General features: G+C 38.2%; 26 protein-coding genes. 12 read left to right on the top strand and 14 right to left on the bottom strand.

Translation table 11 applies throughout. From position 1 onward, the window contains the following. Positions 1 to 10 precede the first annotated feature (10 nt). Positions 11 to 967: a hypothetical protein gene (locus IGI50_RS01485; RefSeq protein ID WP_438775870.1), complete on the top strand. Its 957-nt coding sequence runs from the start codon at positions 11 to 13 to the stop codon at positions 965 to 967. Positions 968 to 1,423: 456 nt separating this feature from the next. Here the strand turns inward: IGI50_RS01485 and IGI50_RS01480 are convergent, their stop codons facing one another. From IGI50_RS01480 to IGI50_RS01465, 4 genes are all read right to left on the bottom strand, one after another. After that, positions 1,424 to 3,010: a DNA primase family protein gene (locus IGI50_RS01480; protein WP_438775868.1), complete on the bottom strand. Its 1,587-nt coding sequence runs from the start codon at positions 3,008 to 3,010 to the stop codon at positions 1,424 to 1,426. 121 nt (positions 3,011 to 3,131) lie between these two features. Then, positions 3,132 to 3,578: a hypothetical protein gene (locus IGI50_RS01475; RefSeq protein ID WP_438775866.1), complete on the bottom strand. Its 447-nt coding sequence runs from the start codon at positions 3,576 to 3,578 to the stop codon at positions 3,132 to 3,134. A gap of 53 nt (positions 3,579 to 3,631) precedes the next feature. Further along, positions 3,632 to 3,931 carry a helix-turn-helix domain-containing protein gene (locus tag IGI50_RS01470; protein WP_438775865.1) on the bottom strand — a complete coding sequence of 100 codons (300 nt, stop codon included), beginning with the start codon at positions 3,929 to 3,931 and terminating at the stop codon, positions 3,632 to 3,634. Next, on the bottom strand, positions 3,912 to 4,118 hold the full coding sequence (locus tag IGI50_RS01465; RefSeq protein ID WP_438775864.1) for a hypothetical protein: 207 nt from the start codon (positions 4,116 to 4,118) through the stop codon (positions 3,912 to 3,914). Before IGI50_RS01465 ends, IGI50_RS01470 begins: the two co-directional genes overlap by 20 nt. 166 nt (positions 4,119 to 4,284) lie before the next feature. On the opposite strand from IGI50_RS01465, the gene IGI50_RS01460 reads away from it, so the two are divergent. Both IGI50_RS01460 and IGI50_RS01455 read left to right on the top strand, forming a co-directional pair. Beyond that, positions 4,285 to 4,965 (top strand): helix-turn-helix domain-containing protein, encoded by a 681-nt coding sequence (locus tag IGI50_RS01460; protein ID WP_438775862.1) that lies wholly within the window; start codon positions 4,285 to 4,287, stop codon positions 4,963 to 4,965. A 121-nt stretch (positions 4,966 to 5,086) separates the two neighbouring features. Next, a complete protein-coding gene (locus IGI50_RS01455) occupies positions 5,087 to 6,265 on the top strand; it encodes a tyrosine-type recombinase/integrase (protein WP_438775861.1) in 1,179 nt (392 codons plus the stop codon). Positions 6,266 to 6,421: 156 nt separating this feature from the next. On the opposite strand, the gene queA is transcribed toward IGI50_RS01455, so the two are convergent. Continuing rightward, the gene (queA, locus tag IGI50_RS01450; RefSeq protein ID WP_438775859.1) at positions 6,422 to 7,453 is read right to left on the bottom strand and encodes a tRNA preQ1(34) S-adenosylmethionine ribosyltransferase-isomerase QueA; all 1,032 of its coding nucleotides are present in this window, start codon (positions 7,451 to 7,453) and stop codon (positions 6,422 to 6,424) included. Between the two features lie 431 nt (positions 7,454 to 7,884). On the opposite strand from queA, the gene IGI50_RS01445 reads away from it, so the two are divergent. Genes IGI50_RS01445 through IGI50_RS01430 form a run of 4 tightly spaced genes read left to right on the top strand, consistent with a single transcriptional unit; the run spans position 7,885 to position 11,284 of the window. Then, the gene (locus tag IGI50_RS01445) at positions 7,885 to 9,057 is read left to right on the top strand and encodes a betaine/proline/choline family ABC transporter ATP-binding protein (protein ID WP_438775858.1); all 1,173 of its coding nucleotides are present in this window, start codon (positions 7,885 to 7,887) and stop codon (positions 9,055 to 9,057) included. Between the two features lie 2 nt (positions 9,058 to 9,059). Further along, complete coding sequence (locus tag IGI50_RS01440; RefSeq protein ID WP_010747146.1) at positions 9,060 to 9,695, top strand: ABC transporter permease; 636 nt, start codon at positions 9,060 to 9,062, stop codon at positions 9,693 to 9,695. A gap of 3 nt (positions 9,696 to 9,698) precedes the next feature. Beyond that, positions 9,699 to 10,616 (top strand): osmoprotectant ABC transporter substrate-binding protein, encoded by a 918-nt coding sequence (locus IGI50_RS01435; protein WP_010747147.1) that lies wholly within the window; start codon positions 9,699 to 9,701, stop codon positions 10,614 to 10,616. A gap of 5 nt (positions 10,617 to 10,621) precedes the next feature. Continuing rightward, positions 10,622 to 11,284, top strand: coding sequence for an ABC transporter permease (locus IGI50_RS01430; RefSeq protein WP_028020376.1), 663 nt, complete (start codon positions 10,622 to 10,624; stop codon positions 11,282 to 11,284). 52 nt (positions 11,285 to 11,336) lie between these two features. Here the strand turns inward: IGI50_RS01430 and IGI50_RS01425 are convergent, their stop codons facing one another. From IGI50_RS01425 to IGI50_RS01400, 6 genes are all read right to left on the bottom strand, one after another. Further along, on the bottom strand, positions 11,337 to 12,272 hold the full coding sequence (locus IGI50_RS01425) for a sugar-binding transcriptional regulator (protein WP_438775856.1): 936 nt from the start codon (positions 12,270 to 12,272) through the stop codon (positions 11,337 to 11,339). Positions 12,273 to 12,312: 40 nt separating this feature from the next. Next, the gene (locus tag IGI50_RS01420) at positions 12,313 to 13,119 is read right to left on the bottom strand and encodes a Cof-type HAD-IIB family hydrolase (protein WP_438775855.1); all 807 of its coding nucleotides are present in this window, start codon (positions 13,117 to 13,119) and stop codon (positions 12,313 to 12,315) included. A gap of 52 nt (positions 13,120 to 13,171) precedes the next feature. Then, on the bottom strand, positions 13,172 to 13,477 hold the full coding sequence (locus IGI50_RS01415) for a PTS sugar transporter subunit IIB (protein WP_218256496.1): 306 nt from the start codon (positions 13,475 to 13,477) through the stop codon (positions 13,172 to 13,174). Between the two features lie 97 nt (positions 13,478 to 13,574). Next, positions 13,575 to 14,039, bottom strand: coding sequence for a PTS sugar transporter subunit IIA (locus IGI50_RS01410; protein ID WP_438775854.1), 465 nt, complete (start codon positions 14,037 to 14,039; stop codon positions 13,575 to 13,577). Between the two features lie 14 nt (positions 14,040 to 14,053). Then, positions 14,054 to 15,094, bottom strand: coding sequence for a zinc-dependent alcohol dehydrogenase (locus tag IGI50_RS01405; protein WP_438775852.1), 1,041 nt, complete (start codon positions 15,092 to 15,094; stop codon positions 14,054 to 14,056). Next, a complete protein-coding gene (locus IGI50_RS01400; RefSeq protein WP_438775851.1) occupies positions 15,091 to 16,494 on the bottom strand; it encodes a PTS galactitol transporter subunit IIC in 1,404 nt (467 codons plus the stop codon). The genes IGI50_RS01405 and IGI50_RS01400 overlap by 4 nt, the downstream gene beginning before the upstream one ends. A gap of 214 nt (positions 16,495 to 16,708) precedes the next feature. On the opposite strand from IGI50_RS01400, the gene IGI50_RS01395 reads away from it, so the two are divergent. The 3 genes from IGI50_RS01395 to IGI50_RS01385 are packed head-to-tail and all read left to right on the top strand — an operon-like array spanning position 16,709 to position 19,311. Next, positions 16,709 to 17,362 (top strand): L-ribulose-5-phosphate 4-epimerase, encoded by a 654-nt coding sequence (locus IGI50_RS01395; protein WP_218256492.1) that lies wholly within the window; start codon positions 16,709 to 16,711, stop codon positions 17,360 to 17,362. Between the two features lie 29 nt (positions 17,363 to 17,391). Then, positions 17,392 to 18,297, top strand: coding sequence for a transketolase (locus IGI50_RS01390; protein ID WP_218256491.1), 906 nt, complete (start codon positions 17,392 to 17,394; stop codon positions 18,295 to 18,297). Between the two features lie 24 nt (positions 18,298 to 18,321). Continuing rightward, complete coding sequence (locus IGI50_RS01385; RefSeq protein WP_438775849.1) at positions 18,322 to 19,311, top strand: transketolase family protein; 990 nt, start codon at positions 18,322 to 18,324, stop codon at positions 19,309 to 19,311. 42 nt (positions 19,312 to 19,353) lie between these two features. Here IGI50_RS01385 and IGI50_RS01380 read toward each other — a convergent pair whose 3' ends face one another. After that, on the bottom strand, positions 19,354 to 20,394 hold the full coding sequence (locus tag IGI50_RS01380; protein ID WP_438775847.1) for a 2-hydroxyacid dehydrogenase: 1,041 nt from the start codon (positions 20,392 to 20,394) through the stop codon (positions 19,354 to 19,356). A 34-nt stretch (positions 20,395 to 20,428) separates the two neighbouring features. Beyond that, a complete protein-coding gene (locus tag IGI50_RS01375) occupies positions 20,429 to 21,070 on the bottom strand; it encodes an L-fuculose-phosphate aldolase (RefSeq protein ID WP_438775846.1) in 642 nt (213 codons plus the stop codon). Positions 21,071 to 21,333: 263 nt separating this feature from the next. Between IGI50_RS01375 and IGI50_RS01370 the strand changes: the two genes are divergently transcribed. Together IGI50_RS01370 and IGI50_RS01365 are read left to right on the top strand one after the other, a co-directional pair. Next, on the top strand, positions 21,334 to 22,338 hold the full coding sequence (locus IGI50_RS01370; RefSeq protein ID WP_438775844.1) for a DUF4947 domain-containing protein: 1,005 nt from the start codon (positions 21,334 to 21,336) through the stop codon (positions 22,336 to 22,338). After that, entirely contained in the window at positions 22,328 to 22,921 is a 594-nt protein-coding gene (locus tag IGI50_RS01365; RefSeq protein ID WP_438775842.1) for a hypothetical protein, read from the top strand. The genes IGI50_RS01370 and IGI50_RS01365 overlap by 11 nt, the downstream gene beginning before the upstream one ends. A 50-nt stretch (positions 22,922 to 22,971) precedes the next feature. On the opposite strand, the gene IGI50_RS01360 is transcribed toward IGI50_RS01365, so the two are convergent. Further along, positions 22,972 to 24,816 carry an ABC transporter ATP-binding protein gene (locus IGI50_RS01360; protein ID WP_218256485.1) on the bottom strand — a complete coding sequence of 615 codons (1,845 nt, stop codon included), beginning with the start codon at positions 24,814 to 24,816 and terminating at the stop codon, positions 22,972 to 22,974. Positions 24,817 to 24,827: the final 11 nt, after the last annotated feature.

Genomic DNA, 24,827 nt, shown 5'->3' with positions numbered 1-24,827 from the left:
GTTTTGAAAATTGAAGAAATTTGTTACGTTACTTGTTTTATCTGTGTCGATGTTTACGTTGACAGCCTGCTCAAGTAATAATGAGAATGATAATGGAAATAAAAACGAAACCGAAAACGTGTCGAATGGTAACAGTAAGGTTCAATCAACAACATTCGCTGACTATTTCAATTCTAAGAAAAAAGAAACAAACCTGTTTTATGTGACGAACGTTGACCGCAGAGACGTTTTTGGTAAAGATAGCCCTATTTATTCTGTGCTCGTTTCTGAAAATGGGTATGTGACGTGCTATGATCTTGTTGATAGATCATCGCGTGAAGAATTGACGATGGGTGATGTTGCAAAAATGTCCGATGGTGATATTTTAGAAAAAGTAAAATCAATGTGGAAGGAAAAGCAGGATCACGAAATAAATAGTTTTTCAAGTAGGCTTGATACCGTCAAAGAGAACATTGATGACTCTGCGTCATCTGATTTTGATCAAAATGTACGTATTGCCGAGAAAAAATATTTAGAATATCTTGAAAAAGATAACAACGTAAAATCAGTAAAACCGTACAAATCGAAAATATCGTTCAATATTATAACGGACGCATCGGGTAATCAAACACAAAGTGAGGAACTATCATTCGACTATAACGACGCGACATACCCAGATCTATCGTTCACTGGCGTTGTAAATGAAGATGGAGATACCTACACACAATTCGACAGTCAATCAGTTGATGCTATTGATGAAGCAATAAGTGAAAAGCGCTATAAAATGAATGTAGAAAAACACACTAAAGCATTGAATATTGATGGCCCCACTTTGGAGCGATGGTCAGAGATTTATGATAGCAATTACAACATCTTTACAGTTAACAATACTGATCGTATCATTGCGTTTAGAACCAAAAAACAAATTTTGCTAGATTTTGATAAACCTGACTCAAAGATAAAAAACGTCACGGTCGACAAAAACTAATACCTGTCCCTTGCCTTCTAACGGTGAGGGATTATTTTATTGTATAGTCATTTTGCAAATTAGAGCCTATACTCATACACTAAAAATTCAAATCAAATGCTTACAGTAATTAGCAGTTACGCACAGAGAGCATCTCTTTTTCTTCTATTCCCTATAGTTTCTGTGTTTCACAAATATATCTTGTGCATTCAGTGTTCTAAAAATATTGATAAATCAGCTTTAATAGTACAGAACACAGTATGCACAAGTTTAAAACAATCAAATATATAATAAGGAAAATATTTTTTATAAGGTTAGTAAGAATTCAATCTAACCTGTGTTTTCTGTGTTTGTAGATTTCAACATGTATTAAACGCTAATAAATCACCTTTTATTGCTTTCATTTTTACACAATTGAAATTATATCTATTGTGTTTTAACACAAAAAAGAGATACAGTTTCTGTACCTCTTCGCATCTATACTTTCCATATTCCTCGATATCGATCTTTTCGTTCAAAATTTCTAATCCTTGTTTGTTCATTTCCAGTGTAGCGATGATCTTGCCAATTTTCTAGATTATATTCTGTTATCAGAGGTTCATCAGCATCCATTCGTTTTTGAACAGATACAGGATTATCAGATAGCGTCCATTCGTTATCATTTCCAATTATCCCTGAAATATTTTCGTAAAAACGTTGCTTACTATAAGTGCGACCTGATGGTATATTCTGATAAAACCATGATTTATAAAGATCATACAAGAAATTTTTAGGAATGAAATCCCATACTAATTCCGTTTTCATTTCCTTCCAAAATTTTAAAACAGAATTATTAACTTCTTTATACTCGTCCATTAATTCTAAACTGATTTTTGGTATTATGTATTCATCAAAATCCATCAACAAAGCTTTCTTCAGAACATACTCTAAAACATCATTTCTAGCAATATAATCGATCTTAATTTCTTTACGTTCGCCATTATTCTGAAAAGATTTTAAGAAGGGTACTAATATAATTCGACGATAAAATGAATCTGATTTATCCCGCGTTCGAGGTAATCCATTAATCATTTGTATGTTTGATCCACGAAATTGGTATGGAAAAGGCTTTTCGAACTTCCCGTTAATTATTATGTCATCGCCAGTAATACTTGCTTTAAAATCTCGTACAGAATCAATATATTGATCCACGTTGTTTTCATCACAAATATTTGCAATTGTATTTACAAGCTGAGCTCTTAAAAAAGGTTGTCGAAAATCATCAATGCTGAGGCTACAATAATTCCCCTTTCCTAAAATATTTTTTATCAATTGTCCAATGGTTCCTTTACCATTATTCCCAGATTGAGAATAAAAAAAGATCGCTTTACCTCTTGAAAAATTGCCTTGAATTGAATCTGCAATTACTTGCCAAAAAAGAGTAGTTACCTCTTTATCACCGTTAGCAAGTTCAGTTAACCATTTTTCTACATCCCATCGAAAGCCATCATTCGCTTTAATACGTGGTAATTTTATCGATTCATTATACTTAATAGCCAACTTTGAAAAGAAAATGTATTCAGATGTAAATGGTTCTAACTCTTTTGTCTTCTTATTGAAGATACCATTCTCGACAGCAATCAAATTCTTATCATCAGTTCTATGTACAATTGATACCACTGTCTTAATATCCGACAAGACTTCTTCACATTGTCGCATAGTTTTATTTGGAGATATCAGTTTTATTAAATACTCAAAATATTCTCTATCATTACGATACAATCCTGTGTTTCTGTCGTAAACAGAAAGAAGCGTTTCTTTCGAATTATTACTCATATGTACTTTACGAAAATCATAAAGTCGAACTAGAAGCACTGCACAATCAACGCTGGTTAACTGTGTTGGAAGACGTTTTTGTAAATTTTTAGCTACACCTTCGTTTTCTAATTCAATATTAGTTGTAAGTTCATGCAAAGCCTTCACTCCAAATTCATAAACATATTCATCAGAAATTTTTTGCGGGTCAATCGTTTTAAGTAATTCTTGTAAATATTGTGCTGTCTTTAATTCTAAAATTGGTTTCATGAAAAAATCCTTTCTAGTTTAATGATTTATCACATTTTCAAAACTCATTGTATTTGCGATAACACCGCAGGCAGGAATTGAACCTGCCTTTGCCACCGGGTTGCGGTTGTTTATTTGTGTATTAGCTGTAATAAGCCACAGTATTGAATTTGAGCATCATTCTGTACAAATACGCGGGTCCGAGATCTTCGATGATCTTTTCACGCATGATTTTCTTCAATCTAACAGATACGTCTTTGTCTTCTTTGTTGAACAACTCATCATCGTTATCAAACAGACGTCTCAAATTTTGGTTACTTAGCTCTAAAGTATATGCTTTGAAAAAACGATATTTTTTGTGTTTATTGAGACCTCGCAGATAATCTTCTACTATTTTTTCGTCATTTTTTTCAGAAACGACGATTGTGTGTTCATACATACCCTTCCGATCCCAATTGATGTACCAGCGTTGACATACTGACAGATATTTGTAACCTAATTTTTCGATGATGTCTGATTGATATAATGTTCCTTTTTTGATGGTTTCTTCTGTAGTTAATTGTGTAGTTTCTTGGCTTGTTTTTGTCATTGTAAAAACTTCCTTTTCATAATATTTTTTGTACGTTGCATTTACAACGTTTGTTAGCTTTTTGTACTTATTTTATGGTTTTGCATGAATTCATCAACGTCGTTCTTGTCGTAGTATGTTCTGCCACCATCAATGATCTGGATAATCGGTAAACCTTGTTTTATGTAGTTATTGATTGTGTGTGCTGATACATTTATGTATTCGCATACTTCTTTTTGATTCATGTATCTTTTCTTATGTACATGAGTTTCGAGTTGATTCAGTTCAAACGTTTGCGGTAATTGCTTCAACACTAATTCTGTTATCTGTCTGACTAACTGATCGATCAATTTTTTATCTAATGTATTTTCCATAATCACACTTCACCTCCGTTTCATTTTTGAACCACAAGGCGTAAAAAAATTTATCATTAAATGCAATATTTTTTTGCATTTGAACAGCTATTACTTGTGAAATAACTAGTAATCCATCATCTGCAACATTCAAACAAAATAGCTTTAAAACTTGTTTTGCTATCTTAATATTTCCTATTTTTTTCATCTTTTTCAACTCCTTATCTCAATTTCATTATATCACCTATGGTTCAAAAGTGCAACAGTAATAGTCGATTCAATTTAACATCCATCCTATTTGGTTCATTTTTGTTTCATTTTATGCTAAAATTACAGAAAGAGGTTCGATTTCGAACCGAGAAGGAGCTGTTTAAATGGTAAATCGTGAAACTGACAAACAATCATACAGAGAAAGAATCGGAAGGATAGTCAGAGACGCTCGTGAAAGTCATAATATGTCCGTCAGAGGACTAGCTCAGCAAATTGATATGAACCATTCAACATTGTCACGTGCCGAACGCGGTCAAACAGATATTGATCAACCAACACTTGCTCGAATAGCAAATCTATTAAATATTGATCCGAGAGAACTTAGCACCGAATCAATCGTGTCTTACGAAGATGAAATTGATCGTAGATTATTTGCTGACACTGACAACGTTCCAATTAAGTATATTTTTGATGATATAAATGGATTGCACCCTGCTGGTGAATTGGATGTAACATCTATTGCACGTGATTGGTTAATAGAAGACGCTGATATTTTCACACTCATATTGAACAGTGATGTTATAAACAATGCTATTTTGGCAGGTTATATCGTCGCTGTTGCTCCTAACATTTTACCTAATAATGGGGAAATTATTTTGTGCGAAATCAACGGAATTCAACATGTTAGACGCTATTATACGACACAAAACACAACAATCTTAGATTCTGATAGCCGTGATTCAAAATACGAACCCATTATCTTGACGACTAATAATGATTCATATAAATTCGAGATAAAAGGTGTTGTTGTTGGGGCTATCAGCAATCAAACCAACCATCCGTAAAAATCTCTACTATAGAAAGAAGAAAAAGGAGCAAAGAAAATGATTCTACAATCATTCTATCAACTTTTCGACAGGGATTAGCCTTTAAAGGCTGGTCTTACATCGAAAGGGTGAGCGCATAATGGCATCAATTAAAAAGGAAAAAAACGGTACATACACTGTACAAGTTTCACTTGGAAAAAATCCAAAAACGGGTAGTTACTCAACAGCAAAACGACGAAGTATAAAAACAAAAAAAGAAGCTAATTTGATCGCTGCCGAAATTGAACGGCAGGTTGCAGCAGGTGAGTATTGGAAAGATGAAAAAAAAGCAAATTTAACGTACAAAGATGCGTATGAATTATGGATGGAAAAATTTGAACAAAATCACGAACCAGCTACAAGCAAAAAAGCAAAAGGGATGTTTGATAATCATTTTTTACCTAGATTTGGTCATATGCTACTAACTGACATTTCACCTTTGATGATTAACGATTATTCAGTTGAACTATCTAAACAGTTCGTATGTTGTGATTTGGTGTACAGTCGATTTGTAGCACCAATCCTTTTTGCGTACAAACTTGAATTGTTAGAGCGTAATCCATCAAAATATGTTGATACACCGAGGCCGAGGTCTGACGCTAAGCAATCAAAAGCAGATGACTTTTACGAAGAAGAAGAACTATATTTATTCTTAAGCATGTCAGAGCGATTGTCTGAAAAAAATTATAAACAATATGCTTTTTTCAGGTTATTGTCAATGACAGGAATGCGCAATCAGGAAATACGTGCACTTCAAGAAAAAGATATAAACTATGAAGCTAAGACTTTGTACATTCACCGCGCAGTCACAGTGAGCAAAGAAGGTGAATATATCGCTGAACGGACGAAAAACAAATCTTCAACACGACAAATTTCTATTGATGATGAAACACTTAAAGTATTGAAAAAATGGCGTGAAAAGCAACAAAGTAAGTATCCAAAATGGAACGATAATTGGCTTGTGTTTACAAACAATAGAGATTCTGATGGTACCAAATTTCTCAGTACAACTGGCATACGAAAATGGAAAATTAATGTGCAGGATCTGATGGATGAAGAATCAGACGTAATTCTCAAAAGAATTGATATACATGGCTTTCGTCACACTCATATCTCACTTTTGGTTCAAAATGGAGTGTCGCTGAAAGCGATTGCTGATCGTGTGGGACACATCGACACAACAATGATAGGTAAAACATACGCACATGTCACAAAACGCTCAGAAGATCAACTGCGAGATGCATTGACCACCTTACTTCCTTCATCTCGAAAAGAATAGTAAAGGACGAACAATTTTAGCCAAAATTTTAGCCATCTTTTTTAAATACTTAAAAACCATTGATATGTCAACACTTATACATAGCGATCCAGGCAGTCGAGAGCCTGGCTTTTTTGTGTGCAAAAAAACCAGTGAAATCATTCACTGGTCTCCTTCTTATTTAACAAACATTGCATCACCAAAACTGAAAAAACGATAACGTTCTTCAATTGCATGATGATAAGCCGCCAAAGTTTTTTCTCGTCCAGCAAAAGCACTGACTAGCATTACTAGTGTTGATTTCGGCAGATGGAAATTCGTCGAAAACGCTTGAACGATTTTGAATTCATAGCCAGGCGTGATAAAGATATCTGTCCAACCACTGTCGGCTTTGATTTCACCATTGAATTTCGTTCCGATTGTTTCTAGCGTACGAATAGATGTCGTCCCAACAGCAATTATTTTTCCGTCATTATCACGAACCTCATTCAATTGAGCCGCAGCTTCTTCTGTCAAACGGTAGAATTCACTATGCATTTGATGTTCAGCAATATTATCAACGCTTACAGGGCGGAATGTACCAAGCCCAACATGCAGGGTCAAATAGACAAGCTTCACACCTTTAGCTGCAATCTTTTCCAACAATTCCGGAGTAAAGTGCAGCCCCGCAGTTGGCGCAGCTGCCGAACCATTTTCCTTCGCATATACCGTTTGGTAGCGTTCAGGATCTTCTAAGCGTTCCTTGATATAAGGCGGTAAAGGCATTTCACCTAACGACTCTAAATTTTCTAAAAAGATTCCCTCATATGAAAATTCTACTATCCGTCCGCCGTGTTCCAATTCCTTCTTCACTTCTGCACGTAAGCGCCCATCACCGAAAACAATCTGGGTCCCTACTTTCGCTCTACGCGCTGGTTTGATCAATGTCTCCCATTCATCACCCTGTGTATTGTTCAATAAAAGTACTTCTAGATGACCGCCGGTTTCTGGCTTCTCTCCATATAAGCGAGCAGGCAAAACTCGAGTATCATTCATTACTAATGCATCACCAGGAGCTAACTCCTCAATAATCTCATCAAAATGTTTATCCTCAATTTGACCAGTCTCCCGATCCAAAATCAGCAAACGTGAACTATCGCGTTTTTCTAGAGGGGTCTGGGCAATTAATTCTTCTGGTAAATCAAAATCAAAATCCTCTGTGGTTAACATAGCTTCTCCTCTTTTCCTTCGCTATTCTATCATGGGGAATTCTGATTGAAAAGCACCGTGCTGCTTTCTTCCTCAAGAACCAAAAGAAAAAATAATACAAATTTAAAAATTGATTTCTTTCATTAGTATAAAAATGTTTTTTTATTCTCCCCTTCTCTACTCCTTTGTGATGAGAAAAATGTGATGTACTAAGGGTGAAACGGTTATTTTAAAACCATAGATAACGGTTTCTAATACATTATTTTGACCAAAAACAAGCCAGTTATTTGTTTTTAATTGGCCTTTGTTGCATACTAAAACTATAAGTCTGTTAACTTTTCTACATTTAAGATGCTAATTATTAAGATTACGATCTTGCTAATGCAAGTTCGTAATCTTGGTGTACAAAGCGCTAATAAGATGATTTTTATTCAGAAAGAAGGAGTGAAAAAATGATTGAGTTTGACCACGTTTCTAAAATTTACAATGGAAACAAAGTAGCCGTTGAGGACGTCAACCTCTCTTTTGAAAAAGGAGAATTCATTTGTTTGATTGGTACAAGTGGGAGCGGGAAAACGACGACTATGCGAATGATTAATCGGATGATTGATCCAACAAAAGGAACAATCACGATTAACGGGGAAGACATTCAAAAGAAAAACCCTGTTGAATTGCGTCGACAAATCGGGTACGTCATCCAAAATATTGGATTGATGCCCCACATGACGATTCGTGAAAATATTAATCTTGTTCAACGTTTGTTAAAGGTAGACAAAGAAGAGCAAAATAAAACAGCAGAAAGAATGATTGATCTAGTCGAATTACCGCGGGACATGCTGGATCGTTATCCCCATGAGCTATCTGGTGGGCAACAGCAACGGATTGGGGTTGTTCGAGCACTCGCAGCCGATCAAGACATCATTTTAATGGATGAACCTTTTGGTGCCCTCGACCCGATCACTCGCGATTCTTTACAGGACCTTGTGAAGGATTTACAAGAACGCTTAGGTAAGACCATCGTTTTCGTTACCCACGATATGGATGAAGCTTTAAAATTGGCCAATCGAATTGCGATCATGGACAACGGAAAAGTCATTCAATTTGATACACCGGAAAACATCCTGCAGCAACCCGCGAATGAATTCGTAGAGGAGCTTTTGGGTGAAGATCGATTATTACAAGCAAAACCGGATACGACAACAGTTGGCGAAATTATGATGCATACCGCCGTATCTATTACACCGGAAAAGAGCTTGCAAAATGCCATTCGTTTAATGCGTGAAAAACGTGTAGATACGTTGTTAATTGTTGATGAAGACAATGTCTTAAAGGGATTTGTCGATGTGGAAACTATCGACCGTGAACGTCGACGCGGTAAAGCTACGAGTATCGGAGATATTATTAATCCGAACGTTTTTTATGTGAAGGAAGCAGCTTTGGTTCGCGATAGTTTACAACGAATTCTAAAACGTGGCGTTAAATATGTTCCCGTCGTAGATGAAAACAAACATCTTGTCGGCATTTTAACTAGAGTTTCCCTTGTAGACATCATTTATGATGTTCTTTGGGGTGAAGAAGAAACCTTCGGAGATGCGGCCGAAAGCATTACAAGCGAGGAGGCATAACTATGCAAGCATTCATCAATGAATATGGTGGGCAAATGCTGACAAAGAGTGCTGAACATTTATATATCTCTGCTATTGCATTAGGTCTTGGTATTTTAGTTGCTGTACCTTTAGGCATTTTATTGACTCGCCTGCCGAAAATATCAAATTTTGTTATCGGGGTTGCCAGTGTCTTACAAACCATTCCCTCACTTGCTTTGCTTGCTTTGATGATTCCCTTCTTCGGCGTAGGTAAATTCCCAGCGATCATCGCGTTGTTTATCTATTCTTTATTGCCGATTTTACGAAACACCTATATCGGAATGAAAAACGTAGATCGAAATTACCGAGATGTTGCTAAAGGCATGGGGATGACCAATTTGCAATCAATTTTCACGGTAGAATTGCCAATCGCAGTCCCAACGATCATGGCTGGTATTCGTTTAGCCGCAGTGTATGTAATTGCATGGGCAACGCTGGCTTCTTATATTGGAGCAGGCGGATTAGGGGATATGATTTTCAGTGGTTTGAATAATTTCCAACCCCCTTTGATTATCGCTGGAACCGTTCCTGTTATCTTAATGGCGTTAATTGTGGACCTCTTATTAGGTTTCTTAGAGGATCGCATGACACCCGCAGCACTAAGGAAGGAGGAGTAAAGAGTGAAAAAAATAAAAGTTTTAGCTTTACTCGGACTTTCATTATTGTTTCTAAGTAGTTGTTCTTTTCCTGGATTAGCTTCCAATGATGATGAAGACACAATCGCGATTACAGGCGGGATTACTTCAGAAATGCAAATATTAGGGAGCATCACTGCTGGTATGGTTGAACATTATACGGATAAAAAGACCACCGTAATTAATAATTTAGCTACCAATATGATTAACCATCAAGCTATGTTAAAAGACGATGCTTCCATATCTTCCGCACGCTACACGGGAACAGATTTATCGTCTATCTTGCAATTGCCTGCGGAAAAAGATCCGAAAAAAGCGTTCAATATCGTGCATGATGAATTTGAAAAACGTTTTGATCAAACTTGGTTTCCATCTTACGGATTTGATAACACCTATGTCTTTTTAGTAAGAAAAGATACCGCTGAAAAATATAATCTTAAAAAGGTAAGTGATTTAAAACGAGTTTCAGGAGAATTGAAAGCTGGGGTAGACACTTCTTGGATTACACGTAAAGGAGATGGCTACGAAGGATTTAAGCAAGCCTATGGATTTGAGTTTTCTTCAATCTTACCGATGCAGGTCAGCCTTGTATATGATGCCCTCTCAGCTGGAAAGATGGATATTGTTCTCGGGTATTCAACAGATGGACGTATCGCCAGCTATGATCTCGTAATGCTGGAAGATGACTTACGCTTCTTCCCTCCTTATGACGCTGCGCCAATCGTTTCTAATAAGCTATTGAAATCTGATCCCAAAGTAAAAGATGCACTGGAACGTCTTGCAGGAACGATTTCTACTGAAGAGATGCAAAAGCTTAATTATCGCGCAGATAATGACTTAGTCGAACCACAAATCGTTGCAGAAGATTTTCTAAAAGAACATAACTATTTCGAAGGGAAGTGAGCGTAGTGGAAAATCTAAATACTTTTCAACAATTCATTCAATACTATCAAACGAATGGCAGTATTATTTTTGCCCAATTTGTACGCCACTTCTTAATCTCGATCTATGGAGTTATCTTCGCCGCGATCGTGGGAATTCCGTTGGGGATTTTCATTGCGCGCCATACGAAGTTAGCCAATTGGGTTATTCGTTTAGCCAATGTTATCCAAACAATCCCCTCATTGGCAATGATTTCCGTATTGATGATTGGAATGGGTCTTGGTGTCAACGTTGTTATCCTGACAGTATTTTTATATTCGTTACTACCAATTATCAAAAATACTTACACTGGTATGCGGCAAGTTGATAAAAATGCCTTAGACGTCGGAACCGGCATGGGCATGACAAATTGGCAGCGACTTTATATGATCGAACTGCCTCTGTCCGTTTCAGTCATTATGGCAGGAATTCGAAATGCGTTAGTCGTTGCCATCGGAATCACTGCCATCGGAGTATTCGTTGGAGCGGGTGGTTTAGGCGATATTATCATTCGTGGTACGAATGCAACAGATGGGACCGCCATTATTTTGGCAGGTGCCTTACCTACTGCTTTAATGGCTATCATGACTGACTGGATTTTAGGGATGGTCGAACGGAAATTAGACCCTGCTACTAAAACAAGTAAATAAAATGAAAAATGCTGCTGTTTGAAGAGACATTCAAACAGCAGCATTTTTTTAGTTAACTATCTAATAATTCATACCCAACTTCTTCATCACAAATCAACACATTGATCAATTTACCGTTGATAGCTCCTAGAGTTGCCGTTGCTCTTTTCTTCGAGCAGACTGCACCAATACTAATTGGGGCTAGGCGTAAAGAGTCTAAGCCGCTAGATATCGGAAATTGATTGCGGTATTGAATTTCTTTTCCTTCAATATCAAACGCTCGACCGATCATCGTTCCCACAGCGCCTTCGGCTACAAGATCATTCAAATCACGATTATCTAAAATCCCTGAAGAAACAAGTGTATTTCGCGTCGTTTCGATATTTCCGATTCCGCTAAACGCCACATCAATTTTCCGTCCAAGTGAGATATTCAAATCAATTTGCGGTTGCGCCAACAGCTCTTCCTGCAGCTTTTTGGAATTGACAAAAGCCGGTGCATTGAAAAATTCATGACGTCCGTTTAGTTTTTGCGCTAAGCGGAAAACCAGTTCATTTCCATCCATCACTGTTCGATTTGGGCCTAAACTTCCAGTCAGCTGAACGACATGAACATTTTTTAAGTCATGATCCGGGAAATTTTTCACCATTTTTTCGACCGTTACACCCCAAGATATCCCTAAAATCTTATCATTTGATAGCGCATTGCTGATAAAATCTGCTGAAGCTTTACTTACGTTGTCTAGATCATAATCGTAGTCCCCTAAACTCTTTACAACGATAACTTCTAATAAATCAAATTTTTCTTTTAATTGCATCATCAGTTTATTGTTTCGCTCAAAGGGCGCTTCGATCGATATTTTGACAATTTGTTTTTCACGGGCTTCTTCCAGCATTCTGGAAATGGATGGACGGGATACCCCAATTATTTTCGCAATATCATTTTGGTTCATCCTATCTAAATAATAAAGTTCTGCTACTTTTAATAATGTAGAAATATCATTCGCCATTTTTTCCTCCTAGTTCGAATACTGGACCGACATCCTGTAATTATGTAATAAATTCGTCAATGAGCTCTAATGCTTTTGCTACTCCATCTTCATCGTTCGTTGGACAATGCCATTTCGCTGCCTTTTTTAATTCAATCGTAGCATTTCCCATGGCGATTGATTGAGAAAATCTTTCAAAAGTCGAGAGATCGTTCCCATTGTCACCGATCACAAATACCTGATTATTGGAAATACCATAATAGTCAGCTAGTTTTACTAATGCTGCTCCCTTACTGACATTTTTCTTAGAAAACTCAATCATTGTGGGGTATCCCTGAACACAAGAATAATGATTAGAAAAGCGTTGTTCTATCTTACTTTTGTTCTGCTTAATTATATCGGGGTTATCACAAATAAGCAATTTGGAATATTTGTCCGCTGGGTTAAGTTCGCTGATTGGACAGACATTTAACTGGTTATTTGTTAGAAAACAAAATTCTAAAGTTCCTAGATTGATCGTTGGAAAAGGAGTTGTTACTTCTCGTTCGCTAACAGCGATGCATGTCAAGGCATTGTTTTGACAATAATTTACCACTTCCTGATAATCGTTTAAATCAAGCAACTTTTCAACAAGTTTCTGACCGCTTCCATTTTGCACTATTGCTCCATTGGCAATTACGTGATAATCGCCAGCGATGCCTGCAATTTCCGCATGGGGCAAAACACCAGACATGGGTCGTCCAGAACAAAAAGCAAATCGGTACGCACCGGATTCTGCTCTTAAACGAATCGCCTCAGTAACCTTTTTTGTCAGTTTTCCGCTGGAATTTAGTGTTGTCCCGTCAAGATCCAAAGCAACTAACTTCATTATTCTATCCTTTCAAAAAAGGCTGGACACTCTGATCCAGCCTTACAAATTATTATTTTCCCATTTCTTTCAAGGCTTCTAGCGCTGCATCTAAGAATGTTTCTTCATCTAAACCCGTCAATAATCCGACAGAATTGATTTGTGGAATTCCCTCCGCATCTGCTGGGTCAATTGGACTTGTAAAGGCAATTAGATCAATATCTCCATTGGCTACAGCTCCCTTTACCATTCCCGGGTTAACTTCTTGAATCTCTACTTCATAACCGTGCTCCTCTAACAGCTCGACGATCCGTTCACCAACCATTGCTGAACTAACTGTGCCAGATCCGCACACGGATAAAACTTTAATTTCAGCCATTTCTAAACCTCCCATTAGTTTGTTATTCATTTTTTCTCAGGTACACAGCATTTCCTCTATCTACCAATAGTATAACGCTTCCATCAATTGATGTCTGTTAAAACTTTATTTTACTAGTTACCGCTAAAACTTCTTCGGGCGTTTTAGCCATACGGATCGAATCCAAGTCTTCTTTCGTTTTAAAAACACTCATTAGTTGCCGCAACAAGGCCAACTGCTTCTTAGGGTGTTCCATTGCCAGCGGGAAAAAAATGTTGCTTTGCAATTTAATATCTGGACTTCCCATCATGGAAACTTCAATCGGTTCTTTCGTAACAACGACACCCATCCCTGGACGCAAGACATGCTCCGGGTCCGTGTGAGGAATCGCGATATTATGCCCGTCAGCCGCTAAGCCTGTAGGAAATACTTTTTCTCTGGCAATCACAGCATCCACGTAGGATGGTTTCACAATCTGCGCCTTTTCAAATTCCGCTCCGATTAATTGAATAACTTCGTCAAACGAATGGACATCTTGATCAAGCAAGATGCAATTTTTTTCTACAAGATTTCTCTCTTCCATCACTAATCCTCACCTTATTGTTTGTTCGGCTGTAACACAACTTTTATCTCATTGCCAGCCATTACTTGTTCAATTGCCTCATCCCATTTTTCCAATGGATAAACTTTTGTTATCAAGCGTTCCGCATCAATATTTCCTTTTCTCATTAAATCCAAAGTCAAACGCCATGTAGACGGTTTTTGAGAGCGCGAACCAATAACATTCATTTCTCTTTGTACAATTGAATTCATATCTAACTCATTTAAGCTTTTAGAAAAGACCCCCATTTGTACTAAAGTTCCTTTTTGTTTCAAATAATCAAAAATATTTTTAATTGCGGGGGCTGCACCAGAGCATTCGAAACAATAATCTGCCATTTTTCCATTAGTAAATGTATTTATGATCTCAACCGCGTCTTCTGTCAAGGAATCAATGACGATATCTGCACCTAATTCTTTTGCCGTTTTCAACCGTTCTGCATCTTGAGTGATTCCTACAACAATCACTTTGGCCTCAACACTTTTTAATACTTGACTTAAGCATAAGCCAATAGGACCAGGTCCGACAATCACTGCCACGTCATTTTTCTTAACTTGCGCTTTTTCAAGGCTTGCATGAACACCACAAGCGATGGGTTCAGTAATCGATGCGGCCAATAAACTGATTTTTTCATCTAAAACATGGATGCTCTCTTCCCGAGTCAACACATATTCCGCAAAGCTGCCGTTCACTTGACTGCCTATTCCTTGACGGTTTAAACAAAGATTGTACTCCTTATTTTTACATGATTCACATTCCCCGCAAGTATCAAACGTCGTCTCACTAGTGACCAAATCACCTTTCTGTACATTTGTTACACTTTCTCCTATTGCTTCGACTACTCCAGAGAATTCATGACCCAACACTAACGGTGTCTTCAAGCGATCGTATTCTCCTTTGAATCCATGAATATCTGTTCCGCAAATTCCTGTATAAATCACTTTAACCAATACTTCGGTTCCTTTAGGTACAGGCTTCTCAATTTCTAACAACTTCATTTTATTATAGCCAGGTTCTGTTTTGACTAGCGCCTTCATGCAACCACCTTTTCTTCTGGAGCACCCTTTTTCTCACCTTCCAAGAAACTCCAAACAGCTTGTTTATTTTTCTTGAACAATACATACATTGCTAAATAAAGAACAACAACGATTCCCATCCATAAAAAGTTCCCTGATAAAAAGGCTAAAAAGATTAATGCCATCACAGGATTGTATAAAATTCCGAAGCTCGTAATCATCATAGCGCCTTCTGGAATATTCACGCCAACTTGAGCAGCAACTTCAGTAAAGTATGGTGCTGTTAATGTACATACGTATAGTCCAATCGTAAACCAAATGATTCCTGATATAACGCCTTTGAAAATATTTCCTTTCGAAACACAAATAATCATTTCTACCATGTATGGCAAAGCGATTAAGTCAACCAAAGGTAGCGTTTCATTTCCTGGTAAAATCATCGCCAGCAATACCATGATTGGAATCAAGATCAGCCCAGTCATTAAAGTTGCGGGTTCCCCGTAACCGACGGCGTCATTGACAGAGAGCATCCATTCACGGTTTTTACCGCTGCCTTTCGCAGTTTTCTTACTAGCATTCGTTAGACTAGTGAATGCTGAAGCGAAAATACTTGCGACCCGAGGGAAAATCGCCATAACGGCTGATACTGCTAACCCCATTGTGAAAACACTGCCCCAACCATCTAATGAAGTTAAATTATTCAAATTTCCCATAATTCCAATTAATAAACCTAAAAACAATCCTAAAGTAACCGGCTCTCCTAAAAACCCTAATTTCTTTTTCAAAGTGGCAGGATCCCAATTGATTTTCCCAGCACCTAGTTTATCTAAAAGCCAATTCATCACGATTGCATAAGGAACAGAAGTTACATGATGCGGTGCAGTTAATGTCGTACCAGGCAAATTATAATAATTGGCCCAGCGTTTTGCGATTACTTCTCCAAGTAGCATGACGTATAAGTTTTGCACGATCATGCAAGCCATGGCTAAAGCCATGTTACTAGTAATCAAATAAATCATAGAACCCCAAACCATGAAAGAATAGTTGTTCCACATATCACTAGGCATAAATACATCTGTCCACTTTAATAGAAACAAAGCCACTTGCAGGACCAATCCCACTACTAAGAAGACGACACCTACCTGTGTAGAATAGGCAATAACTGAGGTTGCCTGCCAACCAGTGTCAAATACTGGTAATTTAACACCTGTTTGTTCAACCATGTTATTGATGACAGGTGTAACAATCGGCACAAATGAATTAACAATCAAGTTGAAACCTGTTAATCCGATTCCGGCATTTAACGCAGATTGAAAGGCTTTTTTCGGCTTTACCTTCAAAAATAAGGCTACGATGAACAACATTACCGGTACAACAACAGCGGCACCAAAAGAACTTAAGATATTTTGTAACAACTCCACAATAATTCCTCCTTTTATTGAACTATTTTTCACTTGTTAGAACTTATGAAAAGTATCGCACGGGTTTTTCGTTCTGTCAACACTTTTATTGGAAACGATTACAGTGGTTTTTAATTACTATAAATAGATTTTATACAAATTAATTTAAAAATCCAGCATTGACATTTGTTCTTTATGATGAAATAATGTAAAAAACAATATTGGAGGTATCGTTATGCTTGAACAATTGAAAAAGACTGTCTGCAAAGAAAATAAAGCGCTTCCTAAAAATGGATTGGTTTTATGGACGAGCGGAAATGTCAGCGCAAAAGATCCGGAAACAGAATATGTGGTCATCAAACCTAGCGGGATTCATTTCGAGGACTTGACTCCTGAAAATATGATTGTGGTTGATTTAGCAGGAAATGTGATAGAAGGAGACCTAACCCCTTCTGTCGACACAGAATCACATCTCTATGTGTACAATCATTGTCCGGACGTTTTTGGTATCACCCATACACATTCTCCATACGCTACTGCATTTTCGATTGCTGGAGAACCACTTCCTATTTATACAACGACTTCCGCTGCCGTTTTTGGTAGAGAAATTCCTTTATCTAGAATCGCAGCCGTAGGTGAAAAAGCTATCGGAGCCGAAATCGTACGTTGTTATCAAGAAACGAATTGCCCAGCAATTTTGTTAAAAAATCATGGGGTCTTTACAGTAGGTAAATCTGCGACAAATTCATTAAAAAATGCTGTCATCCTTGAAGAAACCGCTCAAAGTGTCTATTATGCTCGAACATTAAATGGAGCAATAAAACCATTAGACTCTTCCTATACCTCTGAAGTATATGACTTCTATCAAAACAATTATGGTCAAAAATAAATACAATTATATAAAAAAGGAGTTTTATCATGGCAAATAATTATACGATCGCCGATGTAGAAAAAGCTGCAAAAAACATTCGCAAACACGTACTGAAATTGACACTTGAAAGAAATGGCTGTTACCTTTCACAAGCCTGCTCTTCAGCCGAACTTTTCGCAACGCTTTATTTACGCGTACTCAATCTTAGCGAAAGCACAGCGCCCCGACTACCTGAAAAGTTCCCAGGGACCCCTTCGAAGGACAATATGGATTACATCCAAGGAGCTGAGTATCACGGATCATTAAAAGCACCTTATGATCGTTTCTTCGTGTCACCGGCTCATTATGCTGCGCCCGTATATGCAGCTTTGATCGAAGCAAATCGCCTAGACGAAGACGCTTTGGAGATGTTCAACCGCGACGGTTACTCAATGGAAATGATTGGAGCCAATCACACACCAGGATTCGAAAATGCTGCCGGGACTTTAGATCAGGCAATCAGTGTCGCAGGCGGAACTGCTCACGCAAGAAAATTGCGCGGGGAAGAAGGACGTGTATTCGTGATGATGTCCGATGGCGAGATGGAAGAAGGGCAATTATGGGAAGCCATACAGGCAGCTGTTTTTTATGAATTGGATAATCTCGTTTTATTAGTCGACATCAACGGACAGCAAGTCGAAGGAGAAACAAAAAAAGTCATGAACATCGAACCATTAGAAGATCGCTTCACTGCCTTTGGAGCAAAAGCTGTCTCTGTCGATGGACATGACATCAACGCGATTGAAGAAGCTACAAAAAAAGGTGAAAAGAATAAACCACTAGTTATCCTTTGCTATACTGATCCAACGCAAGGAATCCCTTATTTAAACGAAAGAAGACCCATTTTGCATTTCGTTCGTTTAAAACAGGGAGAAGAATTTGATAAATACGAAACATTTTACAATGAAATGTAAGCTAAATCAGAAAGGAGTCTTATTATGAAAATCGAATCGGATGTTCATTCAAAAAATATGATCAAATTTGCACGTGAAAACGAGGACGTTTTAGTTTTATCTGCCGACCTTGGTACTTCTTGCGAGGTAAAGGAGTTTCCAAAAGTTTTCCCTGAAAAATACTTATCTATGGGGATCGCTGAACAAAACATGTTAAGCTGGGCCGCTGGCTTAGCTCGAGAGGGTTTCCGTCCTTTCCTGCACACTTTTGCAGTCTTTTTATATCGTCGACCGCTGGATCAATTGGAGATGTCGATTGCCTACCCGAATCTTCCTGTCTCACTTTTAGGATTCGTTCCTGGAATTACCACTCCCGGGGGGGTCACTCATCAATCCATCGAAGACGTCGGAATTTTAAGAACCATTCCAAATATGACAATTTTTGACTGTGGCGATGCGACAGATGTTGAATCCGCATTAGACATCTGCAAAGAAGTAAATGGTCCTATCTACGTTCGAATGCTTCGTGGACAAATGCCGCGACTATTCTCTCCTGACAAGCCGACTGAGTTCAATAAGGGGCGTGTCATTTCAGAGGGAACCGATGTCGCTTTGTTCTCCAGCAGCATCTGTACAGAAGAGGCTATGAGAGCTACCCAGTGGTTGGAAAAGCAAGGAGTTTCTGTTCAACATGTTCATATCACAACGTTGAAACCATTTACCGATCCGTTGGTAGTAGAATCTATCAAAAAAGTAAAGCACGGTGTTGTTACAATGGAAAACCACGTGAAAATCGGCGGGTTAGGTACCGCAGTCGGCGAAGTGATGTTAGAACATCAGTTGCATAGACCCTTGATCAAAGTCGGAATTGACGATGAATGGACACATGGTGCATCAAAACCATATTTATTAAAAAAATACGGGCTAGACGCCGCTTCATTAATAAAAGCTGTCGAAAAAATAATAGATAAAGACTTAGGCTTCAAAGAAGAAGAACTAGAAGACATTCGTTTAGAAGATTACGATCGGGTATAACACAAAAGCGTTTCTGAGAAATAACCTCTCAGAAACGCTTATTTATATAATAAATTCACTGACTCCAGTTTTTATATAGTCATTTACTGTTTTCGCTAACAAGAACGGTGAATTCGGTATCGCATCGACTGTATCACCTGCGATATGCGACGTAATAACTATATTATCCAATTCTCGCAAAGGATCATCTAATGCCATCGGTTCCTCCCAAACAACATCGATCGCTGCCCCAGCAATTTTACGCTCCTTCAAAACTTTAATGAACGCTTCCTTTACTAATATTCCTGGTCTTGCGGTATTAACCAAATAAGCGCTAGGTTTCATCAGCGCTAACAATGATTCATCCACTAGATTCTCCGTTTCCGGTGTGACACGCATGTGCAGCGAAACAATGTCTGCTTTTGTAAATAGCTCCTCTAAAGAAACAAATGTCAAAGACAGTCCTGAGTCAAGAACCTTTTCCTGTTCAACAAACGGGTCATAGGCGATCACATCCACTCCCAGACCTACTAAACGTTGGGCAACCATTTTTCCAATATGACCTAGCCCGACTAATCCAACTGTTTGATTTGAAAGCGTCGTCCGGTATCCATCATTCGGAAATTTTTTGGACCACTCACCCTTCATCACTGCCTTATGAGAAAGCGCGATATTTCTAGTCACTGTATAGATTAAGCCCAGTGTGTAATCTGCAACTGGTTCAGCATTTCGAATAACATGAATAACTGGTATCCTTTTTTCGTGTACCGCTTCCATGTCAATATGTTCCACTCCACCGCGACAAGTACCGACTAATTTCAATTGCTTCGCATTTTCCAGCAACCTACGTGAAATCGGTGCAAGATGAACGAATAAATAGTCTGCATCCACCAGTTCTTCCATGATTCCCTCAGGCGGAGGCACTGCTTCAGGACCATGTTGCTCGATTAACTTCAAGTTTCGCTGAAACATCTCAGGCGAATCTTCTGGACACCATTCCAATGCAACAACCTCTAATGGTTTTGGAAGGAGCATAGATTCCACAGCTCTTTTCATTGTATCGACTGTAACAAATGTATCACCCACGATAATTACCTTACTCATTTTCTCGCCTCTTCTCCGATTAATCTGAAGCTATTTATTGTCCATAGCTTGGAAATTGTTCATGCACCTTCTTCATCTCTGCATCATCTAAAATCACTGGGTCCCCTAGTAACGATGCGCCTATATGCAGTCCAGCCAATCGTTCGATTTCACCAGCGATAGAAAAAGCCTCTTTCAAAGTCGGACCACAAGTTAATAAACCATGATTCGCCAAAAAACAGGCATACCGATCTTTCATTGCATCAAAAGCATACTCCGCTAATTCCGCTGTCCCGAACGTCGCATATTTCGAACAGCGAACCTCACTCCCTCCTGCAATCGCTATCATATAATTGCTTGCTGGTAAATCCTTACGGCACGTAGCAAGGATAGAACTAAATGTTGAATGCGCATGAACAACCGCGCGGACTTCCTCACCACGTTTTTGATAATTGATTAAATGCATTTGCCACTCGCTTGAAGGTTTTCGTGTTCCTTCTACCACATTCCCTTCAAGATCTAATACGACAATATCCTCTGTAGTCATCTCAAAATAATCGATTCCGCTTGGTGTAATAGCCATCAACTTCTTCTCAGAATCATATACGCTAATATTCCCCCCTGTCCCTGCCGTTAACCCTGAGGAAATAAGCTTCTTTCCATACTCCACCAATGACTTCTTTTCTCCTTCCAGCATTTCTCTTCCTCTCCTTTTTGAAATTATGTTCTATAATTAGAAAACATTCTCTATTTGAAACTTATCATCTTTTCAAATAATAGTCAAATATGAACATATTATCTAAACACAGAAATTGTGTTCATAAGATAAAGGCAGACAGACCACAATAAACTTTCCCTTAATCCTTCATTCTGTGCTTTTCCTCACCATTTACTCCGTGTTATCATTTATTCAAGTTATTTGAAGATGACTTTTATGAAAAAGAAGTTTGAGGAGAAAAGATGAAGGGTTTAGTATGCAAATATTGCGGTGGAAATCACTTTAATAAAACCGCAGAAGGCTATGAATGTGATTATTGTCATGCTGTTTATGAATTTGAAGAGGACCCGAAAAAAACGAGTAGCCTTCCGCAAAAAAGGATGCCTATTACGCGGATTACTTTGCTTATCATGTTGGGCCTTCTTTTAGTTAGCGGATTTTTTCTGGTCATTACGAAAGAGCAAACACCAACAAAAACAGCTTCTTACACTAATCCCGCAGCAATTGATAAACCTGGGAAAGAAACGTATACTGCTAGTCAATTAAAAAATCCAGAAAGAAATGTACGAATTGCTGAGCTTTCTTTGAATCAAACCGAACTGAAACTAGCTAGCGCATCCGTCAAAGAATACGGCGGAGACAAAACTGCGGACTTCGAAGAGCGTTTGAAGAAAGCCCAAGCGGAACATGAGTCATTAAAAAATAAGAGACTTAAAACAGCACCGAAAGAGGATATGATTATTGAAAATCCAGACTCTGAATTCGCTGTAACCACCTATTACCGCGAAGCAGGTTTTCTTGCGGCTTATGGTCCTAATTTTGATCAATACTCAAGTTCAGATATTATACGCATTTGGGGACAACCTGATGACATTCTCACAAATTCAGAGGAAATTCAAAAAAATCTTACCCTTGAGTTCGATGATCAAAATAACCCCGTGAGTTACGAAGCCAAAATTCTTAGAGAACAATGGCAGCAAGGCAAACTGACTTGGCGAGAAGTACGAGCTTTTATTGCCTTCGTTCAAGATAATTCTTATGCAGGCTATACGAAGCAATTCGTTTATGAAAAACAAGGAAAACCTAATGTCTATTTCACTGATGATCAAGTAGGATATGTGACGCCGATAGTCCGCTATGTCTCCTTTACTCGATTACCGGAAAAATGTCCACGCGCAGGACTAGGCAAGTATCCAGATGATTTTCCTGAAAATTATGGATCGGATGGACTTTATCATGAAAAGTAAAGAATGTATGAACTGTGGAAGTACTAAATTTCATCAAGTTGAAAATGGCTGGAAATGTGATTACTGTGGTACGCTCTATTTAAAACAAAGAAAGAAGACACCAGAAAAACCAATTCAAGAGCCGTCCAATCCCCAAAAGAAAAAGACAAAAATTTTGATTTGGTCGGTTCTTTCGACTATTTTTGTCTTAATTGGTCCGCTTAGTTTTTTGGTTACAAAAATAAATGATACTCGCACACCGACATACGAACCAATTAAACCTAATGCTGCAAATTCTGGAGAAAAAACCGAATTTCCCGGAGAATGGACATCAAGTATTTACGATTCGGTAAAGGTCGCGACAGAGAACTACGATAATGATAAAGAAAAGTACTCTTTCACAGGCGGCTCCAGCTATGAAGAACTAGAAAAGCTTGTTGGCCCACCAGATACGGTGACTAGTTGGGAAAAAGAAGATTATGGAATGCCCCCAAGAGCAATGGCTACTTGGAATAAACTAAAAAATGGGGAGTATACTAGTCATTCGATCACCATTCACTACGATAAAGAGACAATGATGATCACAGACAAAGATCATTACTGAGTGATTAAAAAAATGGACGAACATCAGAAGGATGTCTCGTCCATTTTCTATTATTCTGATAATTCTTCAAATTGCGAATTATACAATGCGGCATAAAGCCCGTTTTGAGCCAATAATTCTTCGTGGCTTCCTTGTTCCTTAATATCTCCGCCTTGCATATAGAGAATCTTATCCGCATCTTTGATTGTTGACAAACGATGGGCAATAACGAAAGAGGTACGCCCCTTCATTAAGTTATTCATAGCCTCTTGGATCAATCCTTCTGTCCGTGTATCAACAGAGGATGTCGCCTCATCGAGAATTAGAATAGGTTTATCTGCTAAAATCGCGCGAGCAATCGTCAACAATTGTTTTTGCCCCTGCGAGATGTTGGAAGACTCTTCGTTTAACTCCATATTATAGCCGCCAGGTAATGTCTTGATGAAGTGATCCACGTGAGCGGCTTTTGCCGCTGCATAAACTTCTTCATCGGTAGCATCTAAACGACCGTAACGAAGGTTGTCCATAATTGTGCCTTTAAATAACCAGGTATCTTGTAAAACCATCCCGATATTTTTACGTAAATCTGCACGATTGAAATCCTTGATGTTATGACCATCAATTTTGATTGCACCAGAATTTACATCATAAAAGCGCATCAGCAACTTAACCATTGTCGTTTTACCAGCGCCAGTTGGTCCAACAATTGCGACTGTCTGACCAGGATCAACATGAGAAGTAAAGTCTTGGATAACGATCTTATCCGGTGTGTAACCGAATTGAACATGTTCAAAGTCCACCATGCCTTCTGCTTTGTCGATCTGAACTGGGTTTTCAGCCAGTTGATCTTCTTCGTCTTCTGCTAAGAATTCAAAGACGCGTTCAGCCGCTGCCGCCATTGATTGAAGCATGTTAGATACTTGCGCAAGCTGAGCAATTGGTTGTGTCAGGTTACGTACATATTGGATAAACGCTTGGATATCTCCGACTGTGATTGAACCGTTGTATGCCATTACCCCACCAGCGATCGCCACACCGACATAGCCTAAGTTTCCGACAAAGTTCATAATAGGCTGCATCAAACCAGAAAGAAATTGTGATTTCCAAGCTGATTTGAACAATACATCATTTTGCTCTTTAAATTCTTTTAATGAGTTTTCTTCTTCATTAAATAAACGAACGATTGTATACCCACCGATGGTTTCTTCTACCTTCCCATTGATAACTCCAAGGTATTCCTGTTGGGTTTTGAAGTATTTTTGTGAGTTTTTCACAACAACTAAGATCAGTATTAAAGAAATTGGTACGATTAAGATCGCAATCCCTGTCATCTTCACTGAAATCGAAAGCATCATAACGATAACTCCGACAATCGTAAAGGTTGAAGTAATCAATTGAGTTAAGCTTTGATTCAAGGATTGTCCTAAAGTGTCCACATCGTTTGTGATACGGGAAAGAACTTCTCCTGTCGTCCGACTCTCAAAATAATTCATTGGCATGCGATTGATTTTCTCAGAAATTTCCTTACGCATCCGATACGTAATTCTTTGCGAGATCGTCGACATGATCCAGCCTTGGATAACTCCAAATAAGGAAGCTACTAGATACAGGCCTAACATGAAGACTAAGATCCCACCAATTTTCTCAAAGTTAATATCGCCGGTTCCTTGATACTTCTTAATCAAGCCATTAAATAATTCTGTAATCGCCTTTGATAAGATTTTTGGCCCCCAAATATTAAAAATCGTTGAGGCTGCTGCAAAGATCATTACAAAGAAAACTGCGATTTTATATGCGCCAAGATAGGAAACTAATTTTTTGATTGTTCCTTTGAAGTCTTTGGCTTTTTCTACTGGCGCAGCCATTCCCCGGCCAGGTCCGCCACCATGAGGGCGATTTTGTTTTTGTTCTGCCATTCTTCTCGCTC

This window comes from Enterococcus sp. DIV0170 (assembly GCF_051710765.1).
GTDB classification, from domain to species: Bacteria; Bacillota; Bacilli; order Lactobacillales; family Enterococcaceae; genus Enterococcus_A; species Enterococcus_A raffinosus.
Note: the sequence above shows the minus strand (reverse complement) of the source record. Positions and strands in the feature narration are given on the sequence as shown.

What these genes read in the sequence shown, in the direction of transcription:
- IGI50_RS01360 (WP_218256485.1), bottom strand. Translation starts at nt 24,816, where the DNA reads ATGGCAGAACAAAAACAAAATCGCCCTCATGGTGGCGGACCTGGCCGG.
- IGI50_RS01425 (WP_438775856.1), bottom strand. Translation starts at nt 12,272, where the DNA reads ATGGCGAATGATATTTCTACATTATTAAAAGTAGCAGAACTTTATTAT.
- IGI50_RS01365 (WP_438775842.1), top strand. Translation starts at nt 22,328, where the DNA reads ATGAAAAGTAAAGAATGTATGAACTGTGGAAGTACTAAATTTCATCAA.
- IGI50_RS01375 (WP_438775846.1), bottom strand. Translation starts at nt 21,070, where the DNA reads ATGCTGGAAGGAGAAAAGAAGTCATTGGTGGAGTATGGAAAGAAGCTT.
- IGI50_RS01475 (WP_438775866.1), bottom strand. Translation starts at nt 3,578, where the DNA reads ATGACAAAAACAAGCCAAGAAACTACACAATTAACTACAGAAGAAACC.
- IGI50_RS01415 (WP_218256496.1), bottom strand. Translation starts at nt 13,477, where the DNA reads ATGGCTGAAATTAAAGTTTTATCCGTGTGCGGATCTGGCACAGTTAGT.
- IGI50_RS01385 (WP_438775849.1), top strand. Translation starts at nt 18,322, where the DNA reads ATGAAAATCGAATCGGATGTTCATTCAAAAAATATGATCAAATTTGCA.
- IGI50_RS01440 (WP_010747146.1), top strand. Translation starts at nt 9,060, where the DNA reads ATGCAAGCATTCATCAATGAATATGGTGGGCAAATGCTGACAAAGAGT.
- IGI50_RS01460 (WP_438775862.1), top strand. Translation starts at nt 4,285, where the DNA reads ATGGTAAATCGTGAAACTGACAAACAATCATACAGAGAAAGAATCGGA.
- IGI50_RS01405 (WP_438775852.1), bottom strand. Translation starts at nt 15,094, where the DNA reads ATGAAGGCGCTAGTCAAAACAGAACCTGGCTATAATAAAATGAAGTTG.
- IGI50_RS01390 (WP_218256491.1), top strand. Translation starts at nt 17,392, where the DNA reads ATGGCAAATAATTATACGATCGCCGATGTAGAAAAAGCTGCAAAAAAC.
- IGI50_RS01420 (WP_438775855.1), bottom strand. Translation starts at nt 13,119, where the DNA reads ATGAAGTTAGTTGCTTTGGATCTTGACGGGACAACACTAAATTCCAGC.
- IGI50_RS01370 (WP_438775844.1), top strand. Translation starts at nt 21,334, where the DNA reads ATGAAGGGTTTAGTATGCAAATATTGCGGTGGAAATCACTTTAATAAA.
- IGI50_RS01380 (WP_438775847.1), bottom strand. Translation starts at nt 20,394, where the DNA reads ATGAGTAAGGTAATTATCGTGGGTGATACATTTGTTACAGTCGATACA.
- IGI50_RS01395 (WP_218256492.1), top strand. Translation starts at nt 16,709, where the DNA reads ATGCTTGAACAATTGAAAAAGACTGTCTGCAAAGAAAATAAAGCGCTT.
- IGI50_RS01455 (WP_438775861.1), top strand. Translation starts at nt 5,087, where the DNA reads ATGGCATCAATTAAAAAGGAAAAAAACGGTACATACACTGTACAAGTT.
- IGI50_RS01480 (WP_438775868.1), bottom strand. Translation starts at nt 3,010, where the DNA reads ATGAAACCAATTTTAGAATTAAAGACAGCACAATATTTACAAGAATTA.
- IGI50_RS01465 (WP_438775864.1), bottom strand. Translation starts at nt 4,118, where the DNA reads ATGAAAAAAATAGGAAATATTAAGATAGCAAAACAAGTTTTAAAGCTA.
- queA (WP_438775859.1), bottom strand. Translation starts at nt 7,453, where the DNA reads ATGTTAACCACAGAGGATTTTGATTTTGATTTACCAGAAGAATTAATT.
- IGI50_RS01470 (WP_438775865.1), bottom strand. Translation starts at nt 3,931, where the DNA reads ATGGAAAATACATTAGATAAAAAATTGATCGATCAGTTAGTCAGACAG.
- IGI50_RS01410 (WP_438775854.1), bottom strand. Translation starts at nt 14,039, where the DNA reads ATGGAAGAGAGAAATCTTGTAGAAAAAAATTGCATCTTGCTTGATCAA.
- IGI50_RS01445 (WP_438775858.1), top strand. Translation starts at nt 7,885, where the DNA reads ATGATTGAGTTTGACCACGTTTCTAAAATTTACAATGGAAACAAAGTA.